Genomic DNA, 23559 nt, shown 5'->3' with positions numbered 1-23559 from the left:
CGTATTGGGTAGAGAAATCGCGGCGGATTTTACGAAATTTTATCGGCTACCGTTACTGATTTTGTGCAATTTTGAGGTACTCACACACTTGTTGCACCGCATCTAAGCTTCTTGGGGTAGGGCGATTTAACCAGTCGGTGGTGAGAGGCCAAACTTGCTGGTTTTTTACCGCACTCAATTGGTTACGCCAAGCTTGCCACATGTGGCCATCACTCAGCGCATGGGGCGAGGTAAAAATCACGTCAGGTTGTTTGACCAATACCTGCTCGATGCTGACTTGTGGATAGGGGACGCTGCTATCGGCAAAGATATTTTCGCCGCCGCAGACGCTAAACACTTCACTTGGCCAGTGCCCCTGCGCGAGGGTGATGATCGGTTTTTCACTGAGCTGATAAAAATAGCGCATCGGCCGGTTAGTCGCATATTGCTCGCGCAGCGCCTGTAAACGCTGGCGAAATTGCTGTGCTGCTTGTTGGCCCAATTGTGGGTTGGCGGAATATTGGCTCAGCGCTTCAATATTATTGGCAATCTCAGCGAGCGTTTTGGTTTGCGAGTCATAAATCGTCAGGCCGAGTTGGCGCAGTTTGGCCAATTCCCGTGGTGGGTTGCCAGCCGGCCAAGCGATGATCAAATCGGGTTGCAGAGTAAGGATTTTTTCAATATTGATGCTTTGATGATTAGCGACACGATCCAGTTTTAGCGCCGCAGGTGGGTAGTCACTGTATTCACTGACGGCAACCAATTGATCGCCTAGCCCTGCTGCGTAAGCAATTTCCGTGGCATGTGGGGCTAGGCTAATCACGCGCTGCGCCACAAATGGCGCGGCGAATGCGCTGGTTGTAATAAACCATAACGCGCCGATGAACAGTTGGATAACAGGCATTTATACTCCGCGATAGATGAACAGTAACAGCAGGCTTTCTAATGCGATCCAGACTAAGATGCGCCAAGCGATCAAGTGGTGTATTTGTGCTAGATGGATCGCCGCAGGGGCAATTCGCCCACCAATTTTCGCGCGGACACTTTTTTTATCACCATACATCGCAGGCCCACCGAGTGAGAGCTGCAATTTATTGCTGACTGCACACAAGAGCCAAGCTGGGCCGGGTAGTGGCCAACTGCGGCTTTGTTCCAGCACCGCTTGGTAGACCGATCCCGCTTGTTTACCGAACATGATCAATAAGCTAAACAGCCGCAGTGGTAGCCAATCGAGCACGACTAAAATCCGCACCGCAGAGAGGCCAAAAGGTTGGTATGCGCTGCGCGAGGGTGACCATGCTCGCGCCAGTTCAGCCATCAAGCGATACAGTAGTGCGCCACTGCCGCCAAGTAGGCCATACCAAAACAGCACACACACCACGTTGCGTCCAAAGCCCATGATCAAGGTTTCCGCCCCTGCTTTACCAAGTCCAAGCGCTGAAAGTGGCGCGGTTTGTCGATTGAGCAACGGTTGTAACAGCTCGCGTGCTTGCGGTTTATTGTCTATAGCTAACGCTTGCGCCAGTTGATTGGCAAGTGTTTGCTGGCGTCGCCAATCTAACGCAATCAGCAGCAGAGCTAAATCAAACAACTGCGGTTGCCAGACCAGTGGTTTAAGCGCCCATAACAGTGCGATTGTGGGGATGATCATTAACCCCCAAGCTAAAGTGCCGGCCAGCAAAGTTTGCCGATAGCTGCTCGGAGTATTCACTTTGCTGGCCAGTAACTGAGCAAACTTGTGCCACAAAGTCAGCGGGTGCGCGGCATGAGGGATCGGTAGTAACCAGTGAAACAGCAGTGCGCCCCACATGACGAGCAGCGCACCATTGGCATACAGATGGGAAAATCCGTTATCCATCTATTGGCTCACTTATTTGAGCAATTCAATCATTTTGCACACCATCGCCGAAGAGCTTTGCGCAGCTAAGGGAAGAAATTCATCAAATGACATTGGCGATTGTTTATCGGCGACATCAGAGATAGCACGCACCACCACAAAAGGCACCTTGAATTGATGGCAGGTTTGCGCGATGGCGGATGCTTCCATTTCTACTGCGACAACCTGTGGGAAGTGTTGACGGATCACGCTTTGTTGCTCGGCACTGCATACAAACGCATCACCGGTACAGATCAAGCCGCGTACTGCATGAGTGGCAGGTAAGCTGGCTAGCGCTTGCTCGGCGAGGGCGATTAATGCTTGATCAGCGATAAAAGCCGCTGGTTGGCCTGCCATTTGGCCCATCTCATAACCAAAAGCGGTCACATCCGCATCGTGATGACGCACTTCGCTTGAGATCACCACATCACCCACATTTAGGCTGGCATCAAAGCCGCCAGCAGAGCCGGTGTTGAACACCACATCGGGTGCGTATTGGCTGAGCAGTAAAGTGGTGCCTAACGCCGCCGCAACTTTACCGATCCCAGATTGCAGCAGCACGACTTCGACACCTTGGATTCGACCGCTGTAAAACGTGCAACCAGCTTGCTCTACTTGCTGCACATCTTCAATAAGATCTTTTAGGATGGCGACTTCTTGTTGCATTGCGCCGATGATGCCGATTTTCATGGAAGCTCTCTTTTATCTATCAATAGGAAAACGAGTCGCAGTGTAGCACGAGCACGGTTAATCGATCGAGCTGCAGCGGGATCATCGAGTGTGGCGATTTTACGCCCAAAGAGGTCTCTTGAACGTGGCTCTGAAGTGAACTGAACTGGGTTTTATAAAAAGGTTGGATAAAAAAGGCCAAGCCCGAGGGCTGGCCGAAATCAAACAAGATGGAAGGAAAGGTTTCACTCACAAGGCGCAAGCGAGGATGTATCGCTCGCGCCTGTGCTTTGCTTAAGCCGAAAGCATCAGTGAATCGGCTTTGGCTTCAAGGTGAGTATTGCCCATCAAGAAGGTGTCAATTGCGCGTGCGCATTCACGGCCTTCGTTGATGCAGCGCACCACCAGTGATTGGCCGGTACGCATATCGCCAGCGGCGAATACGCCTTTTTGGTTGGTGGCAAAATCTTGTGTGGCCACATTACCACGCTCATCCAGCTTGATACCGAGCTGAGCGATCACCCCGTGTGGTTCTGGATGCAGGAAGCCCATCGCTAAAAATGCCATATCGCAAGGGATCACCCGCTCACTGCCCGCCACTTCATTAAAGCTTGGCCGTTCACCGGGGGCGGTATCTTGCCACACGATGTCAGCAATGCGTAGACCCGTCACTTCACCTTGTTCATTACCAATGAACTCTTTGGTGAGAATATTCCAATGGCGCTGACACCCTTCTTCATGAGAAGTTGACGTGCGCAGAATCATTGGATACTGCGGCCAAGGCATATTGGCTGGGCGCATTTTTGATGGAACTGGCATGATCTCCACCTGAGTAATGCTCGCGGCGCCATGACGGTTCGAGGTACCGACACAATCTGAGCCAGTATCGCCACCACCAATCACCACCACGTGCTTGCCTTGAGCATGGATTTCCGCACTTTTGAGATCCATGTTATTGGCGCGGCGGTTGTTTTGTGCAAGGAACTGCATCGCGAAATACACGCCTTGCAGATCGCGTCCTGGAATCGCCAGATCGCGGGGTACGGTTGAACCACCGGTCAGCAATACGGCATCAAACTCTTGGCGCAATTGCTGAGCATTGATCTCTACTCCGATATGGGCATTGACCACGAACTTAACGCCCGCTTGCTCCATCACATTGATTTTGCGATCAATAACATCCATTCCCAGTTTGAAATCTGGAATACCGAAGCGCAGCAAACCACCGACTTTTTCATCACGCTCAAACACGGTCACGCTATGGCCTGCTGCATTAAGCTGCTCTGCGGCGGCAAGTCCGGCTGGTCCTGAACCGATAATCGCCACCGTTTTACCGGTGCGTGAACGTGGGGTTCTTGGTTTGGCATAACCCGCTTGATAAGCGCGTTCAGCAATGGTTTTTTCAATGTTGCAGATGGTAATTGGATCTTGGTTAATCCCGAGCACACAGGCGCTTTCACAAGGCGCTGGGCAAACTCGGCCAGTAAACTCTGGGAAATTATTGGTTGAGCTCAGAATATTCCAAGCTTCTTCCCAACTGTCGCGATACACCGCATCGTTAAACTCGGGAATAATGTTGCCAATCGGGCAGCCGTTATGACAAAACGGCACACCACAATCCATACAACGTGAAGCTTGCTGATTGATCTTGTTACCAAATTCTTGGTTAAGAACAAACTCGCGGTTGTTTTTGATCCGCTCTGCCGGGTCGATTTTTTTCGGCAGCTCACGACCAAATTCTAAAAATCCGGTTGCTTTACCCATTTATACCGCCTCCGCTGCTAATGTGGCCTGTTGCTCCTGCTCAGCACGTTTGTGCAATACCGCTTTGTAATCACGCGGCATGACCTTGACCATAGTGGCTAGACTTGCATCAAAGTTGGCGAGGAAAGCTTTGGCCACTTCACTACCTGTGAATTGAACATGCTTAGTTAACATCTCTTTGAGTAGGGCTTGGTCTTGCGCTTCGATAGGATCGAGATCGACCAGCTCGGCATTGAGCTTAGCTTTGAAGTCGCCCGATTTATCCCAAACGTAAGCCACACCGCCACTCATACCCGCGGCGAAGTTACGGCCGGTTGAGCCGAGGATCACCGCGACACCGCCGGTCATGTATTCACAGCCGTGATCACCGATACCTTCAACAACCACTTTCGCGCCTGAGTTACGTACACAGAAACGCTCACCCGCTAGGCCGCGAATGTAAGATTCGCCAGAGGTCGCACCGTAGAAACAGACGTTACCGACCACAATATTCTCTTCCGGTACAATCGATGAATTACGGTTCGGGTACAGCACCAATGTGCCACCAGAAAGCCCTTTGCCCCAGTAGTCATTGGCATCACCTTCGACTTCAAAGTAAACGCCTTTGGTGAGGAATGCGCCGAATGATTGTCCGGCACTGCCGTTGAATTTCACCTGCATTGGTTGTGGCAGACCTTGGTCTTGGTAAACCTTACAGATTTCGTTGGACAGCATAGTACCAGTACTACGATCGGTGTTGATGATCGGCAGTTCCGCTGTCACTGCACTACCGTGCTCAAGCGCTGGCTTGGCCAGTTGGATCAAAGTGCGATCCAGTACGCTATCAAGCTGGTGATTTTGCTCGGTCTGACAATAAATGCCATCTTCATAGCGCGGTGGTTCAATAAACAGGATCGGTGAGAGATCGAGATTCTGGTATTTCCAGTGGCCGATATCATCGCGCACGGTCAGTTTGTGCGCTTGGCCGACCATTTCACTAATGGTTCTGTAACCCAGCTCGGCCATGATTTCACGCAGACCTTGCGCCATGTATTGGAAGAAGGTCACCACATCATCAGCACGTCCCTCGAAACGCTCACGCAGTGTTTTATTTTGCGTTGCAATGCCGACTGGGCAGGTGTTCTTGTGACACTTACGCATCATGATACAACCTTCTACCACCAGCGCTGCGGTCGCGACGCCCCACTCTTCCGCGCCGAGTAGTACCGCAATTGCGATATCACGCGGGGTTTTCATTTGACCATCGGCTTGCACCACGATGCGGTTACGCAGTCCGTTTTTGAGCAGAGTCTGATGGGTTTCCGCCAAGCCAAGCTCCCACGGTAGACCCGTATGACGGATTGATGAAATCGGGGAAGCACCGGTACCACCATCGTGGCCAGCAATCAGCACCACGTCGGCTTTCGCTTTCGCGACACCGGATGCAATGGTACCAACACCGGCTTCAGACACCAGTTTGACGTTAACCCGCCCTTTGCGGTTGGCGTTTTTCAGATCGAAAATCAGCTGGGCTAAATCTTCGATCGAATAAATATCGTGATGTGGTGGTGGTGAGATCAAACCGACTCCAGGTGTGGAGTGACGAGTGGCACCAATCCATTCATCGACTTTATCGCCCGGCAACTGACCACCTTCGCCCGGCTTCGCTCCCTGCGCCATCTTGATCTGGATTTCATCCGCGTTGGTCAGATAGTAAGAGGTTACCCCGAATCGGCCAGAGGCGACTTGTTTGATCGCTGAGCGTTCTGAATCACCATTGGCGTTGAGTTTAAAACGCATCGGATCTTCGCCGCCTTCACCAGAGTTGGATTTCGCGCCTAAGCGGTTCATCGCAATCGCCAGTGTCGAGTGTGCTTCGTAAGAGATCGAGCCAAACGACATTGCTCCAGTCGCAAAACGTTTGACGATGCTTTCAATCGGTTCCACTTGCTCAATCGGGATTGAGCCGGCCGGATTTTTGACAAAATCGAGCTGGCTGCGCAGAGTCACCGCTTTATCGCCTTGGCTATCGACCGCCGCGGCATATTGCTTGAACTGTGCATAGTCTTTGTGGCGAGTAGACTGCTGCAGCAAGTAAATGGTTTCAGGGTTAAACAGATGCTGTTCACCGCGCTGTTTCCACTGATAAACCCCACCGACATCCAGCACTTGCAGGGGAATTTCCCGAGTTGGGTAACCAATGCGATGGCGTACCAGCACTTCTTTGGCGATATCGTCAAGAGTTAAGCCTTGGATACGGGTGATGGTGCCTGTGAAGTATTTATCCACCACCGCTTTGCTGATCCCAAGCGCTTCAAAAATTTGCGCACCGTGGTAGGACTGCAGGGTGGAAATCCCCATTTTGGAGAAGATTTTCAGCAAGCCACCGTTGACACCTTTGCGGTAGTTTTCGAAGTATTTCTCGACCGCAATTTCCGCATCGAGTTTGTTTTGCCGTTTAAGCTCAACAATAGTTTCCACCACCAGATACGGGTTGACGGCATTGGCGCCATAACCGAGCAGAGTGGCAAAGTGATGGGTTTCACGCGCATCACCGGTTTCGACCACAATGCCACATTTGGAGCGCAGACCTTTGCGGATCAGGTGATGGTGTACCGCGCCGACCGCCAGCATGGCCGGAATGGCAGCATGGTTTGAGTTGGCAGCACGGTCGGTCAGCAAAATAATCGAGTAGCCATCAATTACCGCATCTTCTGCGTATTGACAGATCCGCTTGAGCGCGCGCTCAAGTTTGCCCGATTCATCACTGGCGCGAAATACGATATCTAAGGTTTTGGCTTGCAAGTGCTCGTTATCAATTGCGCGCAGTTTTTCCAACTCAGTGTTAGAAATGACCGGCGATTCAAGCTCGACTTTGCGGCAGTGGGCTGGGGTTTCCGCCAGCAAGTTTTGATCGCGACCAATGTAAGTGTTGAGTGACATCACCATGCGTTCACGGATCGGGTCGATCGGTGGGTTAGTCACTTGCGCAAACAGTTGCTTGAAGTAGTTGGCCAAATGCTGCGATTGATGAGACAACACGGCTACTGGCCAGTCGGCTCCCATTGAGCCAAGTGGTTCATAGCCGGTTTGCGCAAGCGGTAGAATGATGTCATTGACCTCTTCACTGCTCACCCCAAACGCTTGTTGGCGGTGCAGCAGACGCTCTGGCGATGGCTGGCTATGTACGTTGTCAGCCGCCGGCAGTTTTTTCAAACTGAGTAGGTTTTCTTCGACCCACTGTTCATAAGGCTGAGCTGAGGCGATGCCATCTTTGACTTCTTCATCGGAGATGATACGCCCTTGCTCAAGATCAGCGACAAAGATCCGCCCCGGCTGCAGACGACCACGGTACTCGACGTTGGCCGGATCAATTTCGACCACACCAGATTCAGAGGCCATGATCAGAAAATCATCTTTGGTTACGGTATAGCGTGATGGACGCAGGCCGTTACGATCTAATGTGGCACCCACTTGTACCCCATCGGTAAAGCACACCGAGGCTGGGCCATCCCAAGGTTCCATCACGTTTGCGTGATATTGATAGAAAGCGCGGCGTTTGGGTTCCATCGCTTTGTTCTCTTGCCACGCTTCAGGGATCATCATCATCAGAGCATGAGGCAAGCTGCGGCCGGACAGCACCAGCAGTTCAAGCACCATATCAAAGTTGGCCGAATCCGATGCACCTTCTTGGCAGATCGGCAGTAGCATATCGATTTCAGCTTGGGTAAACAGTTTGGATTGTAAAATCGCTTCACGCGCTTTCATCCAGTTCAAGTTACCGCGCACGGTGTTGATTTCACCGTTATGTGCGATGTAGCGGAAAGGTTGCGCCAGTCGCCATTTCGGGAAGGTGTTGGTCGAAAAGCGCGAGTGTACCAGCGCCAGTGCAGTGACCATGGTTGGGTTTTGCAAATCAAGGAAGTATTGTGGTACTTGTGCGGTAGTCAATTGGCCTTTATAGACCAAGGTCTTATAAGACATCGAGTTGATGTAAAAATCATCGCCGATGTTGGAGACGCTTTCTAGGCAGACGCGTACCGTGTAGTTACGTAGCACATACAGTTTACGTTCAAGCTCATCGGGCTGGATGCCAGGGCCACCGGAAATAAACACATGCTCAAACTGTGGCTCAGTACTGAGTGGATCGGCACCAAGCATCCGGTTATCGGTTGGTAGCACACGGTAGCCAATCACATCGAGATCAAGGCGCTTCGCGTTCCGTTCCAGAATATCGCGGCACTGAGCGCGTTTGTGCTCATCTTTCGGGAATAGCACCACTCCCACGCCATATTTTTCAAATGAGGGCAGCTTGATGCCAAGCTTGACCGCTTCTTCGAGTAAAAATTCGTGAGGTTTTTGCAACAAAATGCCTGCGCCATCACCGCTGCGAGGGTCACAACCCTGACCGCCACGGTGTTCCATGCGTGCAAGCATATCCAAAGCTTGAGTGACCACCTGATGGGATTTGCGATTTTTCAGGTGGGCGACAAAGCCGATACCACAAGCATCGTGCTCCAACTCAGGCGTATAAAGACCACGCGAACGTTGCGCTTTATCTACCATAGATACATCCTTCCAGTTATCGAGGACGCAACCGCACTGAAGCGAGCTTCAGTGATCCCTTGCTACCTTAAGCCGTGCTAGCGATCGACTTGGTGCTGGGATGCTGCGTCTTATCCTTTTTTGGTTTTAAGTGAAATCTGCTTAGGCAGCAGATCCGCGTCCTTTCCGTCTCTCACAGGAATTATGTTGTGAGAAAGACAATCCTTAGCGATATTCCTATTATCGAGCCACTTTTCTAGTGGATTCTTTTGGTAGGTGGGGAATATCACCGACAAGTCTACCGCGTTGCTTGCTATTTCATGAGCAAAAAAGCACGGAAAACTGAAAGTATCCTACAATTTTGCTGGGGCAAATTCCAACGAAAACTCTGTGCTTGGGTTTATTTTTTTACCGGAAGATGAACGTTTTGTTTAACTGCTTAGCGGTAAGCGGTGAATGAGGTTTGATTTGTGCCGATTTCTTGATTTGAATCGATTCGAAATTCAACTCAAAAGATTAAAATTCGCCGCCTAAATGATGCGGAATGTAATTTAATTACATGAAATATCGTGAATATTTATTGTGAGTGTTGGACATGCATCTACATCTATTAGTCAATACCATCGGACAAGATTTACAGCGTCGTTATGGTGAAAAAGTTCATAAACTGACGTTACATGGTGGGTTTAGTTGTCCTAATCGCGATGGAACGATTGGCCGTGGTGGCTGCACTTTCTGCAATGTGGCCTCCTTTGCCAATGAAGCCACTCAGCAGCAAACCATCCAGCAGCAGTTGCAAGATCGGGCCGGCGAAATCAAACGCGCCAATAAATATCTCGCTTATTTTCAGGCTTACACCAGCACTTATGCTGAAGTGCAAGTGTTGAAATCGATGTATGAACAAGCACTTGAAGCGGCGGATATTGTCGGTTTATGTGTTGGGACGCGACCAGATTGTGTGCCAGATGCGGTGTTACAGTTGCTGGCCGGGTATGTACAGCAAGGGTATGAAGTGTGGTTAGAGCTTGGATTACAAACTGCGCATAACCACACGTTAAAGCGGATTAATCGTGGCCATGATTTCGCCTGTTATGCAGAGGTCGCTACCAAGGCAAGGGCGCTCGGTATCAAAGTGTGTACTCACTTAATTGTTGGTCTGCCGGGTGAGCATCGTGATGATAATTTGGCAACGTTACAGCAAGTGCTTGAGGTGGGTACCGATGGTATCAAGTTACATGGTTTACATATCGTGGAAGGGAGTACCATGGCCAAATCGTGGCGAGCAGGGCGGTTATCGGTGCTTGAACAAGAGGAATATGTGGCGATTGCTTGTGCGATGATCCGTTCGACGCCACCGCATATTATTTACCATCGAGTCTCTTCAGCAGCACGCCGTCCGACTTTGTTGGCTCCGCTATGGTGTGAGAATCGCTGGGCGGCGATGACCGCGATTGGTCAAACGCTGGCGATTGAGGGTGGGCAAGGTTCGCTACTTGGCACACCTTTTGAGTCTCGCGCACAGCTTTGATGTCGCAGATTAAGTACAAGTGAGCGTGCGTGGCTAACCTTTGCCAAGGAAAAAGGCTAGACTGATGGCTGTTTATCTGACGGAGCAGTGAATGAAACCGATGAAAAATTTGGCCCAATACTATGTGGACTCATTGGCCAAACTAGGGGTGTTACGTTTTTCCATCCTGCTAGCGATTGCCTTGGCGGTACTGGATTTTGTCATTCATCTGGCTTTAACTCTGTTTTTAAAGGGGTTTGTGGATGATATTGATATTCTTCGTTCGGTGTGTATCAGCATTATCATCACCTCGGCGGCGATCTATTTGTTATCCGTGATCGTCGATCAACTGGAAAGCTCGCGCCAACGCCTCTCAAAATTAGTCTCTAAGCTCAAAGAGATGGGGGTGCGTGATCGCGAGTTGAATCAAAAATATCAGCAGAATATTCTCAAATTAAATCAAGAGATCGAAGATCGGATTAAGGCCGAAGAAGCCCGTGAAGAAGCGATGCTCGATCTGGAAAATGAAGTTTATCAGCGTGAAAAGACCCAAGTCGAACTGGCGGAACGGACCTCTTTATTACGCTCATTTATTGATGCCTCACCGGATTTGATCTACTACCGTAATGCGAAAGGTGAATTTTCTGGCTGTAACCGAGCGATGGAAGAGTTGACCGGCAAGCGGGAAAGTGAGTTGGTCGGGTTAACCCCTTGGGATGTTTACAATAAAGAGATGGCGCAATCGTCAGTCGACACTGATCAGCAAGTCTTTGACAGTAATGCCGTCATAACTCATGAGCAGTGGGTGGAGTATCCTAACGGTCGTAAGAGCTTTTTTGAGTTACGTAAAGTGCCCTTGTATGGCAAAGATGGTCAACATATTGGTTTGGTTGGTTTTGGCCGAGATATTACTGAACGCAAGCGTAACGAAGAATCACTTGAAAAAGCCAGTCGCGATAAAACCACTTTTATTTCAACCATTAGCCATGAATTGCGCACTCCGCTAAATGGGATTGTTGGCTTGAGTCGCATGTTGCTGGATACACCGCTTAGTGTTGAGCAGCGCAAACATTTGCAAACTATCAATGTCAGCGCCATCACTCTCGGTAATATTTTCAACGATATTATTGATATGGATAAGTTTGATCGCCGTAAGTTAGAACTGTTCCCCGAAGCGCTTAATTTTGAAGAGTTTGTGGCTGAAATTGAAGTGCTCGCAGCCTTGATGGCTGAGCAAAAAGGTCTGCGCTTTGATTTAGAGCGTTTGACCGAATTGCCTTGTTGGGTCGAAGTGGATGCGACTCGTCTACGTCAAGTGCTATGGAATTTGCTCAGTAATGCGATGAAATTTACTAAAGAAGGTGGCGTAGTGATGACGGTCAGTGCTGAGTGCCATGAGCAGCAAGCCGAAATCACCCTTGAAGTTGAAGATACTGGGATTGGCATTTCTGAAGCGGAGCAGCAAAAAATCTTTGCCATGTATTATCAAGTGAAATCCGGTAAAGATAACTTACATGCGGTAGGTACTGGGATTGGTTTAGCGGTATCACTCCAGTTAATTCAATTGATGGGGGGCGATATTAGTGTGGCTAGCGAACAAGGTTTCGGCAGTACTTTTACGGTTAAGATCACGGTGCCACTGTTGGAGCAGGCTCCGGCTAGTATTGAGCCGCCAGCATCGCCCACTCAGCTGAAAATTTTTATGGTAGAAGATATTCAGTTGAATATTACCGTGGCGCGTTCGCTATTGGAGAGTATGGGCCATCAAGTGACGGTGGCGATGACGGGAGAAGAGGCGATTGAGCGCTTTAACCCAACCGACTACGATTTGGTTTTTCTGGATATTCAGTTGCCGGATATGACCGGATTTGATATTGCTCAGCACTATCGTGCGACGTATACCTCTTTGCCGCCTTTAGTGGCGTTAACCGCTAATGTGCTAAAAGATAAAGAAGAATACCGTCGTAGAGGTATGGATGCTGCGCTCAGTAAGCCACTATCGGTGGCAGCGGTGCGTAAAGTGATCGCTCAAATCACCGATCAGCGAGAAACGCTTGCCGTTTTACCCGATCCTCAAGTGACGGTACAAAAACCGATCCAAGATATGTATCGCAAGCTATTGGATATTGAGATGTTGCAATCTTATATCGATATTGTCGGCCGTCAGCCAGTGCTGGATAGTGTCAGTTTATTTGAACAATCGATGCCCAGTTATGTGAGTGTGTTGGATTCCAATATGATTGCCAAAGATCAAGAGGGGATAGTCAATGAAGCCCATAAAATCAAAGGTGCCGCTGGATCGATTGGGTTAAAACGGATCCAGATGATTGCCCAAAAAGCGCAATCACCCGACACGCCAGCGTGGTGGGAAAATATCAGCGATTGGGTAGAAGAGATTAAAAATGAGTACCCATCGGATATTGGGCTTTTGAAACAGTGGTTAATGCTGCCAGAAAAAAATTGATTAACCAGGGAAATATCAGTCGGTTAAAAAAAGACCCTAGCGATTAAGCTAGGGTCTTTTTGGGTATCACTTTTGGCTACACAACGATTAGTCTTCTAAATCACCGCAGAAGCGGTAACCTTCACCGTGAATGGTAGCGATAATTTCTGGAGTACCAGACACCGATTCAAAGTGCTTACGGATGCGACGAATCGTGACATCAACAGTACGGTCATGTGGCTTCAGCTCGCGACCAGTCATTTTCTTCAGCAGATCGGCACGAGTTTGGATTTTGCCTGGATTTTCGCAGAAGTGCAGCAGAGCACGAAACTCTGAGCGTGGTAGCTTGTAGTTTTCACCATCAGGGCTGACCAGTGAGCGGCTGTTGATATCCAGTTCCCAGCCATTAAAGGTGTATTTCTCAACACTACGTTTTTCTTCTTGTGCGTTGCCCGTATTCATTGAACGGCTGAGTAGATTACGCGCGCGAATGGTTAATTCACGTGGGTTAAAAGGCTTCGTGATGTAGTCATCCGCGCCAATTTCTAGGCCGAGGATCTTATCGACTTCATTGTCACGTCCAGTTAAAAACATCAGTGCAACATCGGCCTGTTCACGTAATTCACGTGCAAGCAGTAAGCCATTTTTTCCTGGTAGGTTGATGTCCATAATCACTAAATTGATTGGATAATCAGACAGCAATTGGTGCATTTCTTCACCATTATTGGCTTCAAAAACAGCGTATCCCTCTGCTTCAAAAATACTCTTAAGAGTGTTGCGAGTGACTTGCTCATCTTCGACGATAAGGATCTGCGGGGTTTGCATTAGCGTTACCTAAACTTGTAAAAAAAACGTGCTAGTAGAAATCATTCTAGGCAAAAAGATCACATTTTGGTGGGTTATGTTAATTAATAAGATGAAAATTAATAAACATTACTGCTTTTTGTCCGCCATCCTTGATGTAACTCGCATTGAGGGTTCCCATTCTCAACAGGCTCTACCAGTCTATGGGGCGGGATTTTATAATGTTAACAGCATGCTAACAATGCCCGTATGTTAATTCCCATCACTTTGTTGATTTATATCAAGAGTTATAATGTAACAGATATTAAGGATTATCACGATTTGTAAACCGAGTGAGTTATGCAACTAAGCGGTTGTTCAACCCTTGGTGAGCCTAATGAGAGTGGTGTTTTTTCTGGATGAAATTCATGATTTGGTCGTTTTATTTGCATAACTACCACATGGAACCCTGAGCGTTTGCACTTGTCATACAATGAGAATTGCGTAAATAATCAACGTTTACAGCTAGACTCAATTGATTATGATGGGATAAAAGTGACACTAGAGGGGGTTTGTACGCGGCTTAGAAAATACTTTCCGCTGGATAATAGTGCTTTTCAATAAGCCCGATGATTGGTGATAGCGAGTTTTATCTCGGGTTAATCCCAAGTCAATAAATCTAAAACAGATAATCATGGAGGAATGATGAGAGATATAACCCCGGATCTTTGCGATAAGTATGAATCGCAAGTCACTTTGCTTAATCTGCCATTGCAGAATTTTGGCCAACGTTGTGCCTTTTGGGGCGAAATAGTGACCGTACGTTGCTATCACGATAACTCGCAAGTGGCTGAAGTGCTTAGTCAAAATGGCAAGGGTAAAGTACTGGTTGTCGATGGGCATGGTTCGTGCCAAAAAGCGCTGATGGGCGATCAACTGGCGATTCTGGCCATCAAAAATGGTTGGGAAGGCGTGATTATCTACGGTGCGGTGCGTGATGTGGTGGCGATGGCGGAGATGGACTTAGGCATCAAAGCCCTGGGTTCTAGCCCATTTAAAACCGAAAAGCGTGGTGCTGGCCATATCAATGTCACCTTGACCATGCAAAACCAAATTGTTGAACCCGGTGATTACCTGTATGCGGACTGGAATGGTATTGTCATCTCCGAGACGCCGCTTGACGTGTTTTGAGCGCAGGGATTAATGACGGCTTGCTGCGATGGCTATCCAGTGTTTGGTTAGCCAGTTCGGCAGGCTAAGTCACTGCTTAATTGCATCAGAAATTTTATTTCATCGCCTCACTGAACACGGATATAGATATTTAAAATCACAAATAAAAATTAGATTTTCGTTGACGAATTGAACAAAAATAGGTTACACGTATTCGCACGCAAACATACAGATAGACAAATGGACTTATGTTGAATCACAGCCTGATCGTAATGACCACCATTATTACCATTACCGACACATCGCATGTTGGGGCAGGCTGCTGAGCGAAAAAATTCACAAAAAAAGGCCTGTATCCCAACCGATACAGGCCTTTTTTTATACCAGTTTTAAATACGTTTGGAGGAAGGGATGCGAGTATTAAAGTTTGGTGGTTCATCATTGGCCGATCCAGAGCGCTTTTTGCGCGCGGCAGACATTATTGCCAATAATGCACAGCAAGAAGAGGTGGCGGTGGTGTTGTCGGCACCAGGTAAAACCACCAATAAGCTGGTGGCGGTGATTGAGAGCGCTTTGTGCCGTGGTGAGGTAGAAGCACAAATTGTCGAGCTTGAAGCGGCATTTTACGCGTTGCGCGATGGTCTCCATCAGCAACTGCCCAATTTAGAAATGGCGGCTTATAACGCTCAAGTACAGGCATCCATGTGCCAACTGCGTCAGTTTGTACAAGGCATTACCCTGCTTGGTATGTGCCCTGATAATGCCAATGCACGGATCATCAGTAAAGGTGAGCGGATCTCAATTCAACTGATGAAAGCGGTGATTGAAGCCAAAGGTTTACCGGCTAATCTGATTGATCCGGTGCAATATTTATTAGCCAAAGGCGACTATCTTGAAGCAATGGTCGATGTTGAAGCTTCGACTCAGCGTTTTCGACACTCGCCACTGCCGCAGCAGCACGTCAACATTATGCCGGGGTTTACCGCTGGTAATGCGCAAGGTGAATTGGTCTGTTTAGGGCGTAACGGCTCTGACTATTCAGCAGCTGTTTTGGCGGCTTGCTTGCGTGCGGATTGCTGTGAAATTTGGACCGATGTCGATGGCGTGTACAACTGTGACCCAAGATTGGTTGATGATGCGCGTTTACTGAAATCACTCAGTTATCAAGAGGCGATGGAGCTTTCTTACTTTGGTGCATCAGTATTGCACCCTAAAACCATCGCGCCGATTGCCCAATTCCAAATTCCGTGTCTGATTAAAAACAGCTTTAATCCACAAGGCGCTGGTACGCTGATTGGTCAAGATACAGGTGAAGATAAGCTGGCGATCAAAGGCATCACCACGCTGAGCAATTTGACCATGGTCAATGTGTCAGGGCCGGGAATGAAAGGGATGGTTGGCATGGCGAGTCGGGTATTTGGCGCGATGTCGGCGGCAGATGTCTCGATTGTACTGATCACCCAGTCTTCTTCCGAATACAGCATCAGTTTCTGTATTGATGGACAGCATAAAGCATTGGCTGAGCAGGCGCTGGCTGAAGCTTTTGAACTGGAACTCAAAGATGGCTTATTAGAGCCGGTTGAGTTTGTCGATGATGTGGCGATTATCACCCTGGTGGGTGATGGGATGCGCACTTCGCGTGGGGTGGCCTCACAATTCTTTGCCTCTTTGGCTGAAGTACACGTCAATGTGATTGCCATTGCACAAGGCTCTTCAGAGCGCGCTATTTCGGCGGTGATCCCAGACGATAAGATTGCAGAAGCGATCAAAGCGTGTCATGAAAACCTGTTTAACTCGAAACACTTTTTAGATGTGTTCGTGATCGGAGTCGGTGGCGTCGGTGGCGAGTTGGTTGATCAAATTCAACGTCAACAAACCAAATTGGCAGAAAAAGGTATCATCATGCGGGTATGTGGCTTGGCCAATAGCAAAGGTATGTTGGTGGATAGTGCTGGCTTAGCGCTTGAGCAGTGGCGCGATCGAATGATCAATGCTGATCAGCCGGTCAGCGTTGCCCACTTAACTGACCTAGTGCAGCGTCATCATATTATTAACCCGGTATTGGTCGATTGTACCGCCAGTGATGAGATTGCGAACCAGTATGCGGATTTACTCGCGGCTGGATTTCATGTCGTGACGCCGAATAAAAAAGCCAACACGGCCAGCATGAGCTATTACCATCAACTGCGTGAGGTGGCGCGTCACTCACGACGTAAATTGATGTATGAAACCACCGTCGGCGCAGGTTTACCGGTGATTGAAAACTTACAAAACCTGATTGCGGCAGGCGATGAGCTAGAAAAATTCAGCGGGATTCTTTCTGGCTCGCTGTCGTTTATGTTTGGCTTACTCGATGAAGGCATGAGTTTGAGTCAAGCGACCTACTTGGCTAAACAGAAAGGTTTTACTGAACCGGATCCACGTGATGATCTATCGGGAATGGATGTCGCGCGTAAATTGCTCATTTTGGCGCGGGAAGCCGGTTATGAGTTGGAGCTGAGTGATGTGCATGTTGAACCCGCATTGCCTGCCGGCTTTGATGCTTCAGGCAGTGTTGAAGCCTTTATGGCGCGCTTACCCGAAGCCGATGCGGCATTTGCAGCTCGGGTTGCTGAAGCCAAAGCGCAGGGTAAAGTGTTGCGTTACGTGGCGCAAATTGAAGATGGCCAATGCCAAGTGCGAATTGTGGCGGTGGATGAGCACGATCCGATGTTCAAAGTTAAAAATGGCGAAAATGCCTTGGCGTTTTACAGTCGCTACTATCAACCGATCCCACTGGTATTGCGTGGCTATGGTGCCGGAGCACAAGTCACCGCCGCTGGGGTTTTCTCCGATGTCATGCGTACACTGGGTTGGAAATTAGGGGTTTAACAGAGATGAGTGCAAGTGACATGAGTGTTGTGGTTTACGCTCCGGCATCGATTGGTAATGTCAGTGTTGGATTTGATGTATTGGGAGCGGCAGTGTCACCGATCGATGGTTCACTGCTTGGCGATCGGGTTAAGGTTGAGCATGGTGCGCAACCTTTTGAACTGAAAACGGTGGGTCGCTTTGTCGATAAGTTACCGAGCCATCCCCAGCAGAATATTGTGTATGATTGCTGGCAAGTCTTTGCCCGTGAGCTAGACAAAAAAGCGCTGCCGCTGAAACCGTTGATCATGACGCTGGAAAAAAATATGCCGATTGGTTCAGGGCTCGGCTCTAGTGCTTGTTCGATTGTGGCGGCTTTGGATGCGCTCAACCAATTTCATGGCAACCCGCTTGATCAAACCGAACTGTTGGCACTGATGGGCGAGATGGAAGGGCAGATTTCGGGCAGTATTCATTATGATAACGTCGCGCCTTGCTATTTAGGTGGCGTACAGTTGATGCTCGAAGAGCTCGGTATTATCAGTCAATCAGTGCCAAGTTTTGATGATTGGTTCTGGGTGATGGCTTATCCGGGGATTAAAGTCTCAACCGCAGAGGCACGCGCGATTTTACCGGCTCAGTATCGCCGGCAAGATATTGTCGCGCACGGTCGCTATTTAGCGGGCTTTATTCACGCTTGTCATACCCAGCAGCCTGAATTAGCCGCCAAAATGATCAAAGATGTGATTGCAGAACCTTACCGTGAGAAACTACTGCCCGGTTTTGCCAAGGCGCGTAGCTATGCAGCAGCCGCTGGAGCGTTAGCCACCGGAATTTCAGGCAGTGGCCCAACCCTATTTAGCGTATGTAAAGAACAAGCCGTTGCTGAGCGTGTCGCCAGTTGGCTTGAGCAAAATTATGTTCAAAATCAACAAGGATTCGTGCACATTTGTCGGCTAGACAAGCAAGGCTCGAAACGAACAGGAAGTGAGTTATGAAGCTGTACAACATAAAACAAAATGATGAACAAGTCTCTTTTGGCCAAGCGGTTCGTCAAGGATTAGGCCGTAATCAAGGACTGTTTTTTCCGGCACATTTGCCGAAATTAGATGATATTGATGCACTGCTCGCGGAAGATTTCGTGTCACGTAGTAGCAAGATTCTCGCTGCTTTGATTGGTGATGAACTGCCGGTTGAAAAAGTTCGTGTTATGGTCGATGCTGCGTTTCAATTCCCCGCCCCGATCAAAAAAGTTAAACCAGGGGTGTATGCGTTAGAGCTGTTTCATGGTCCGACCTTGGCATTTAAAGATTTCGGTGGCCGGTTTATGGCGCAATCTTTGGCGGCGGTCTCTAATGGTGGAAAAATCACTATTTTAACCGCAACATCGGGGGATACTGGTGCGGCGGTAGCGCACGCGTTCTATGGTATGCCAGATATCAATGTGGTGATCTTGTATCCCAAAGGTAAAATCAGTCCGCTGCAAGAAAAGTTATTTTGCACACTGGGTAACAACATCCATACCGTGGCGATTGATGGTGATTTTGATGCGTGCCAAGCCTTGGTTAAACAAGCGTTTGATGATGCGCAACTGCGTGAAAAAATTGGCTTAAATTCGGCGAATTCGATCAATATTAGCCGTTTAATGGCGCAGATCTGTTACTATTTTGAAGCGGTTGCGCAGATGAGCAAGGCTGAGCGTGAAAATTTGGTGATCTCAGTCCCGAGTGGCAATTTTGGTAACTTAACCGCCGGTTTGCTGGCTAAAGCGTTAGGCTTACCGGTAAAACGTTTTATTGCGGCGACCAATGCCAATGATACAGTGCCACGCTACTTAACCACCGGGCGTTGGGAACCGAAACCGACCATTGCCACGACAGCCAATGCGATGGATGTCAGTCAGCCTAATAACTGGCCTCGGATTGAAGAGCTGTGTCAGCGTATGGGCTGGGGCTTGGAAACCTTAGGCAAAGGTGCGGTTTCTGATCAGCAAAGTGCCAAAGCGGTACAGCAGTTGTATGAGTTAGGCTACTTATGTGAGCCGCATGGTGCGATTGCTTATCAGCTGCTTACCGAGCAGCTTGCGCCGCAAGAGACTGGGCTTTTCCTGTGCACTGCCCATCCGGCCAAATTTAAAGAGGTGGTGGATGAGATTTTAGCTACGGATATTGAACTGCCGGCACCATTGGCTAAGCATGCGGCGCTCGATCTATTGTCTCAAGAGTTGGATGCAGACTTTACGGCTTTACGAGCCCTGTTAATCGGGATGCAATCATCGCGGTGAGCCGCGTTATTCGGTAAGGTCAAAGTTAGTCAGACAAAAATTAGTCAGGTGAAACTCATTTCGCCTGACTAGTGTTTAGAGATAAAAAAAACGGTGCTCATTGAGCACCGTTTGAGTAACCGGAGTACGGAGTGCTGAATTACAGAGATTCAGTGAAAGTACGTGCGATAACGTCGCGCTGCTGCTCTGCAGTCAATGAGTTGAAACGCACCGCGTAACCTGAAACACGAATAGTCAGTTGTGGATAGTTCTCTGGATGCGCAACCGCATCTTCAAGAGTCTCGCGTTGTAATACGTTCACATTTAGGTGTTGACCACCTTCGATGCGTGGTGTGGTTTCGATCGCCACTTCACGACTCTCGAACTGGCCTAGTTCATTAATGTTCACCACTTGATCAGCTGTGTAGCCTTGCAACGCAGCAACGCAGCGTGCTTCATTCTTTTCGCTATCGATCAACCAGATAGAGTTCAATAGGTCGTCGTTGGCTGCTTTAGTAATTTGGATACCTTGGATCATCACTTTCTCCTAGTCCACATTGAAGTGGTATTATTGGTGTTAATTTTCAGATCTTGTTGAGCTGGCTATTATATAGCAAATGTCCACATTTTAAATATTGATTTAAGTCAATAAACCACAAGATTGCACTTTCGATTCGGACTTTTATTTTTGATTTGTATCAACAAATGTTTTAAAAATAACAGCAGTTACATTTATTTGAATGATTAAAAAATTTTTAAATTCAAATTTGTTGTTAAATTACTACATTTTTGTGATGTAGTTTGACTTAGAATAGACAAAATCAGCAAGTTAGCTCGATGCAATGAAAGTCGGCAGTGATTAAGTAACAATGAGAGCAACATTATGTATGAGAAGTTAATTGGGGCACATGTTTCGGCGTCGGGTGGTGTAGAGCTTGCGCCAATGCGTGCGCATGAAATCGGTGCCAATGCCTTTGCTCTATTTACTAAAAACCAGCGCCAATGGGCTGCTAAACCGCTGGAAGAAAGTACTATTCGGGCATTTAAAGCCAACTGTGCTAAATGGGGATTCACCAGCGAAGCTATTTTGCCGCATGACTCTTACTTGATCAATTTAGGTGCTCCAGAGCCAGAAAAATTAGCCAAATCACGCGCGGCGTTTATTGATGAGATGCAGCGCTGTGATCAACTTGGCTTGCGCTTACTCAATTTTCATCCCGGTAGCCATTTGCAACAGATTTCAGAACAGGAGTGTTTAGCCTTGATTGCTGAGTCAATTAACTTAGCACATCGGGCGGTGCCGAATGTTGTCGCCGTGATCGAGAATACCGCAGGGCAGGGCAGTAACCTTGGCTGGCGCTTTGAGCATTTAGCCGCGATTATTGAGCAAGTTGAAGATAAGCAGCGTGTTGGGGTGTGTCTGGATACCTGCCATACTTTTGCCGCGGGTTATGATCTACGAACAAAAGCGGCATGCGATGAGACGTTTGCTGAATTTGCACGCGTGGTCGGTATGCACTATTTACGTGCGATGCACATTAATGATTCAAAAAGCAAGTTAGCCAGCCGAGTCGATCGCCATCATTCACTCGGCATGGGCGAGATTGGCTGGGAGTGTTTCGAATATATTGCAAAGGATGCTCGATTCAATGGTATCCCTTTGATTCTAGAAACGATTGATCCAGAGCTCTGGGCGATGGAGATCGCAACTTTGCGGAAATTTTTACAATAAAAGTTTAATTAATTGGTGAGTTTCACAGATTTGGCATATTTCTTTCTTCATGATCCGTGCCAGTTTGTCAGAAGGATGCTGTTATGAATTCGTTCCCCAATTCAATTTCCCCCGCCCCCCGACCTGCCGCTCGTCGTCCGGTGCCTAATCGACATGTTAATGGACAAGGCCATCACCGTGCGCCACCACCAAAACCGCATTAATTGATAAGGCTATTGTTGTTTTCAAGATTGGATTGAACTTGCCGTTCATACCATTCGCTTGTGTTATTCAGTGTGTGATCTGTGACAAGGTTACACACTCGTCTGCAACTGTGCTTAATTTGGGTATACAATGCGGTAGGAAAATTGAATTTTAAGGTATTGATATGTCTCAATCTCTCACTTGGCATGATGTGATTGGCCAGCAAAAGCAGCAGGAGTATTTTCAACAAACCCTGCAATTTGTCGAAAGCCAACGCCAAGCTGGTAAGGTGATTTATCCCCCCGCCAAGGATGTATTTAACGCGTTTCGCTTTACTGAATTTAGCGATGTTAAAGTGGTGATTTTGGGTCAGGATCCTTACCACGGGCCAAATCAGGCACATGGCCTATGTTTTTCCGTATTACCGGGGATTAAAACGCCACCCTCTCTGGTCAATATTTATAAAGAGCTCGCGCAAGATATTGCTGGCTTTCAAATTCCACCACACGGTTATCTGCAAAGTTGGGCACAGCAAGGCGTGTTGTTGCTCAACACTGTACTCACTGTCGAGCAAGGAATGGCCCATTCTCACGCCAAAACTGGTTGGGAAACCTTTACTGATCATGTGATTGATGTGCTTAATCAGCAGCGTAGTGGGTTGGTTTTTTTACTGTGGGGCTCACATGCGCAGAAGAAGGGACAACGCATCGATCGTCAGCGTCATCATGTGTTAATGGCTCCTCATCCGTCGCCACTCTCTGCACATCGAGGCTTTCTCGGTTGTCAGCATTTCTCACAAACCAATCAGTTATTACAAGCGCAAGGCATGGCTCCTATCGAGTGGCAGCTACCGCAGGTGATCTAATTCGGTTGGCGTTTTTTCGATCCGCCTCAAAGCTGGCATCGCGATCCATCTCTACACTGTTGCCTAGTATGATAGGGAGATTGAAACGATGATAATGGAGCAGATCCAGCGTGAACACCGTTACATGGTGCGTTTGTTGTCGATGTTAGGCCAAAAATTAGCGCGTGTGAAAAATGAGCAGCCGATTAACTACCGCCTGCTGAAAGAGATAGTTGACTATTTAGCCAGCCATAGTGAGCAAGTACATCATCCCAAAGAAGATATTTTGTACCGCTATTATTTGGCGCACTATGCTGATCCGCTGATCGCCAATCTTGCACAGCAGCATCAAGCTTTAGCGCAAATGAGCCAGCAGTTTTTAGAAGTCACGGTGATGATTTTACATGACGCCGTGGTTCCTCAGGCGGTGCTGGTGGAATTATTGCAAACCTTTATCGATCAGCAGACTCAGCATCTTGAGCTGGAGGAGCAGTCGATTTTACCGCTGATCCGGCAAAGTTTCAGTGGTGATGATTGGCGAAGTGTCGAGGCTCAATGGCAGGAAAACCTGGATGATCCTGTATTTGGTGACACGATTGCTGAGCGTTATGCCCATTTGGCTCACCGAGTGCGCACAAGTGAATCCGAATCCATTTAAGTGGAGCAATCGTCAGTCGCGGTTGAGTGGTTAATTAAATGGTGATGTCTTGCAGCTCGAGACACACATCCATCTCTAACAGCTCTTTTTCTAGCCGTTTTCGATCTCGAATTGCTTCGATTTCTCGCCACATCCGTTTGACAGGCTTGGTGCGGGTGTGACGGATTTTAGAGAATTCGAGTTCTAATAGTTCATCAAAGCGTAGTTCGTCCATAAATAGCCTCACTAGATGGTCATCATTCCCTGAGTGCTTTCTAAATAGCACACCTTAGCGAAGCGTAACTATGATTTATTTCTCATTTGTTTCGATTTAA

17 protein-coding genes, 2 pseudogenes and 1 other annotated feature are annotated in these 23559 nt (G+C 48.2%); of the genes and pseudogenes, 11 read left to right on the top strand and 8 right to left on the bottom strand.

Going from position 1 to position 23559, the window contains the following annotated elements; genetic code table 11:
- Positions 1-52: 52 nt before the first annotated feature.
- From btuF to gltB, 5 genes are all read right to left on the bottom strand, one after another.
- Positions 53-883: a vitamin B12 ABC transporter substrate-binding protein BtuF gene (gene btuF, locus PUN32_RS09035; protein ID WP_274722799.1), complete on the bottom strand. Its 831-nt coding sequence runs from the start codon at positions 881-883 to the stop codon at positions 53-55.
- Positions 884-1837 carry a cobalamin biosynthesis family protein gene (locus PUN32_RS09030; protein ID WP_274722798.1) on the bottom strand — a complete coding sequence of 318 codons (954 nt, stop codon included), beginning with the start codon at positions 1835-1837 and terminating at the stop codon, positions 884-886.
- Positions 1838-1849: 12 nt separating this feature from the next.
- On the bottom strand, positions 1850-2545 hold the full coding sequence (mtnN, locus tag PUN32_RS09025) for a 5'-methylthioadenosine/S-adenosylhomocysteine nucleosidase (protein ID WP_274722797.1): 696 nt from the start codon (positions 2543-2545) through the stop codon (positions 1850-1852).
- A gap of 273 nt (positions 2546-2818) precedes the next feature.
- Positions 2819-4288 carry a glutamate synthase subunit beta gene (locus tag PUN32_RS09020; RefSeq protein WP_274722796.1) on the bottom strand — a complete coding sequence of 490 codons (1470 nt, stop codon included), beginning with the start codon at positions 4286-4288 and terminating at the stop codon, positions 2819-2821.
- Positions 4289-8833, bottom strand: coding sequence for a glutamate synthase large subunit (gltB, locus tag PUN32_RS09015; RefSeq protein WP_274722795.1), 4545 nt, complete (start codon positions 8831-8833; stop codon positions 4289-4291).
- A 574-nt stretch (positions 8834-9407) separates the two neighbouring features.
- On the opposite strand from gltB, the gene PUN32_RS09010 reads away from it, so the two are divergent.
- Positions 9408-10340 carry a TIGR01212 family radical SAM protein gene (locus PUN32_RS09010; protein WP_274722794.1) on the top strand — a complete coding sequence of 311 codons (933 nt, stop codon included), beginning with the start codon at positions 9408-9410 and terminating at the stop codon, positions 10338-10340.
- Positions 10341-10431: 91 nt separating this feature from the next.
- On the top strand, positions 10432-12783 hold the full coding sequence (arcB, locus tag PUN32_RS09005; protein WP_274722793.1) for an aerobic respiration two-component sensor histidine kinase ArcB: 2352 nt from the start codon (positions 10432-10434) through the stop codon (positions 12781-12783).
- Between the two features lie 87 nt (positions 12784-12870).
- On the opposite strand, the gene arcA is transcribed toward arcB, so the two are convergent.
- Positions 12871-13587, bottom strand: a complete 717-nt coding sequence (gene arcA / locus PUN32_RS09000; protein WP_274722792.1) for a two-component system response regulator ArcA — start codon at positions 13585-13587, stop codon at positions 12871-12873.
- 399 nt (positions 13588-13986) lie between these two features.
- Between arcA and PUN32_RS08995 the strand changes: the two are divergent.
- The 6 genes and pseudogenes from PUN32_RS08995 to thrC all read left to right on the top strand — a co-directional run.
- Positions 13987-14103 (top strand): annotated as a pseudogene (locus tag PUN32_RS08995) (DUF3293 domain-containing protein); the annotation flags it as partial.
- Positions 14104-14250: 147 nt separating this feature from the next.
- The gene (locus PUN32_RS08990; protein WP_274722791.1) at positions 14251-14736 is read left to right on the top strand and encodes a putative 4-hydroxy-4-methyl-2-oxoglutarate aldolase; all 486 of its coding nucleotides are present in this window, start codon (positions 14251-14253) and stop codon (positions 14734-14736) included.
- 178 nt (positions 14737-14914) lie between these two features.
- A pseudogene (thrL, locus tag PUN32_RS14125) lies at positions 14915-15041 on the top strand (thr operon leader peptide).
- Positions 14977-15096 (top strand) — a sequence feature (Thr leader region). It overlaps the preceding pseudogene by 65 nt.
- 30 nt (positions 15097-15126) lie before the next feature.
- Complete coding sequence (gene thrA, locus PUN32_RS08980; protein ID WP_274722790.1) at positions 15127-17586, top strand: bifunctional aspartate kinase/homoserine dehydrogenase I; 2460 nt, start codon at positions 15127-15129, stop codon at positions 17584-17586.
- Between the two features lie 20 nt (positions 17587-17606).
- A complete protein-coding gene (thrB, locus tag PUN32_RS08975) occupies positions 17607-18563 on the top strand; it encodes a homoserine kinase (protein ID WP_274722789.1) in 957 nt (318 codons plus the stop codon).
- Positions 18560-19849 (top strand): threonine synthase, encoded by a 1290-nt coding sequence (gene thrC, locus PUN32_RS08970; RefSeq protein ID WP_274722788.1) that lies wholly within the window; start codon positions 18560-18562, stop codon positions 19847-19849. Before thrB ends, thrC begins: the two co-directional genes overlap by 4 nt.
- A 139-nt stretch (positions 19850-19988) precedes the next feature.
- Here the strand turns inward: thrC and grcA are convergent, their stop codons facing one another.
- On the bottom strand, positions 19989-20366 hold the full coding sequence (gene grcA, locus PUN32_RS08965) for an autonomous glycyl radical cofactor GrcA (RefSeq protein ID WP_166014424.1): 378 nt from the start codon (positions 20364-20366) through the stop codon (positions 19989-19991).
- A gap of 345 nt (positions 20367-20711) precedes the next feature.
- On the opposite strand from grcA, the gene nfo reads away from it, so the two are divergent.
- From nfo to PUN32_RS08950, 3 genes are all read left to right on the top strand, one after another.
- A complete protein-coding gene (nfo, locus tag PUN32_RS08960; RefSeq protein WP_274722787.1) occupies positions 20712-21560 on the top strand; it encodes a deoxyribonuclease IV in 849 nt (282 codons plus the stop codon).
- 367 nt (positions 21561-21927) lie between these two features.
- On the top strand, positions 21928-22608 hold the full coding sequence (gene ung / locus PUN32_RS08955) for a uracil-DNA glycosylase (RefSeq protein ID WP_274722786.1): 681 nt from the start codon (positions 21928-21930) through the stop codon (positions 22606-22608).
- An 88-nt stretch (positions 22609-22696) separates the two neighbouring features.
- Positions 22697-23245, top strand: a complete 549-nt coding sequence (locus PUN32_RS08950; RefSeq protein ID WP_274722784.1) for a hemerythrin domain-containing protein — start codon at positions 22697-22699, stop codon at positions 23243-23245.
- A gap of 34 nt (positions 23246-23279) precedes the next feature.
- On the opposite strand, the gene PUN32_RS08945 is transcribed toward PUN32_RS08950, so the two are convergent.
- Positions 23280-23459, bottom strand: coding sequence for a DUF3545 family protein (locus tag PUN32_RS08945; protein ID WP_166014428.1), 180 nt, complete (start codon positions 23457-23459; stop codon positions 23280-23282).
- Positions 23460-23559 lie beyond the last annotated feature (100 nt).

This window comes from Vibrio chanodichtyis, assembly GCF_028863985.1.
Taxonomy (GTDB): Bacteria; Pseudomonadota; Gammaproteobacteria; order Enterobacterales; family Vibrionaceae; genus Vibrio; species Vibrio chanodichtyis.
The sequence above is the reverse complement of the archived record's forward strand: the minus strand, read 5'-3'. Positions and strand labels throughout refer to the sequence as shown.